At 57.0% G+C, this 1,580-nt stretch carries 2 protein-coding genes; both read left to right on the top strand.

All coding sequences use genetic code 11. The features are described from left to right. Nucleotides 1-409: 409 nt before the first annotated feature. On the top strand, nucleotides 410-1,168 hold the full coding sequence (locus OP495_RS17705) for an amino acid ABC transporter substrate-binding protein (RefSeq protein ID WP_280571082.1): 759 nt from the start codon (nucleotides 410-412) through the stop codon (nucleotides 1,166-1,168). Nucleotides 1,169-1,230: 62 nt separating this feature from the next. Then, nucleotides 1,231-1,580: ABC transporter permease subunit (locus OP495_RS17700; protein ID WP_280571080.1), on the top strand; the 350-nt coding region annotated here is incomplete at its 3' end.

Genomic DNA, 1,580 nt, shown 5'->3' with positions numbered 1-1,580 from the left:
TGAATGCTGAACGTGCGAGGATCGAAGAAGCCAGCGACATCCGGCTGGCCAGCGCCTTGGCCGCGTGATAAGGCAGAGGTTTTCATCTGGTCTGCTGTCGCCTCCATACATAGGTGAACGGTCATCACAGTCTAATATATTTTTAGTTCTAACGTTATACTATTTATTCATATCAAGAGGCGCATCATGATGGCGCGTCATAAGGCGTCATGTTTTATGAATAGCGGTGACCAAGGCGGCATTGACGGGGATGCAGAAAAACTAAAAGGAATATAAAATTGGTTCATTATTCTCAAATGCACTATTCAGGCTACACTGGATTTTGCACGGAAAGCCGACGGGGTATTGCCACCTTCGACAAAGTCCCCGGGCAACCACTTTTCGACCCATGCCCATGCAGGAGCCAATCATGTCGTTACGCCATTTCATTCAATATGCCCTGGCGGGACTCGCCCTGAGCGTAACCGCCCTCACCGCGCATGCCGATACTCTGCGTGTCGGGATGTCCGGCGGTTATTATCCCTTCACCTTCGTCGAGCAAGATGAGCTCAAGGGCTTCGAGGTCGATGTCATGAACGCGGTCGGTGAGCAGACCGGAGACGATATCGAGTTCGTCACCGCGAGTTTCTCGGGGCTGGCGGGCATGCTCGATTCCGGGCGCATCGACACCATCGCCAACCAGATCACCATCACGCCGGAGCGCAAGGCCAAGTATGCCTTCACCGAGCCTTACGTCTATGACGGTGCCCAAGTGGTGGTACGCAAGGGCAACGACGCCATCGAAGGTGTCGAGGACCTCAAGGGCAAGACCGTCGCCGTCAACCTCGGTTCCAACTACGAGGCGCTCTTGCGCGAGTTATCCTATGCCGATGACATCGACATCAAGACTTACGAATCGAACATCGAGCAGGATGTAGCGTTGGGTCGCGCCGATGCCTTCGTCATGGACCGCGTCAGCGCCACCCAGGTCATCAAGGACAAGCCTCTGCCACTCGAGCTCGCCGGCCAGCCGTTCTCGCGCATCAAGAACGCCCTGCCTTTCCGCGACGACGAGGCCGGGCATGCCTTGCGTGACCGCGTCAATGAAGCACTGAAGGCGCTGCGCGAAGACGGCACGCTCAAGCAAATCTCCGAAAAGTGGTTCGGCACCGATATCACCACGCCGTAACCCCTCGCTCCATTTAAACGGCCGGGGCTTGCCTCGGCCGTCCGCTTTCAGGCGACTCGTTCATGCACGTTCTCGATCTCGACTACATGCTGGGGTTGTTGCCGATCCTGCTCGGCTATCTACCGCTGACATTGGAAATGGCCGGCGCCGGCATGCTCGCGGCATTGATGCTGGCCTGCATGCTCGCCGTCGTGAGGGTGCAGCGAACGCCAGGGCTCAATGCGCTGGCCATGCTGTTCATCTCCTTCTTTCGCGGCACGCCACTGCTGGTGCAGCTATTCCTGTTCTATTATGGCTTGCCGCAAATCCTGACTTTCCTGGTCGCCATCAACGGCATCACCGCCACCATCCTGGGGCTGACCCTGCACTTCTCTGCCTATATGGCAGAATCGATTCGCGCCGCCATCGTCGG

This window comes from Chromohalobacter sp. 296-RDG, assembly GCF_029889885.1.
Classification (GTDB): domain Bacteria; phylum Pseudomonadota; class Gammaproteobacteria; order Pseudomonadales; family Halomonadaceae; genus Chromohalobacter.
Note: the sequence above shows the minus strand (reverse complement) of the source record. Positions and strands in the feature narration are given on the sequence as shown.

Excerpts from the sequence above, each read along its gene's own strand:
- OP495_RS17705 (WP_280571082.1), top strand. The coding sequence starts at position 410 with ATGTCGTTACGCCATTTCATTCAATATGCCCTGGCGGGACTCGCCCTG.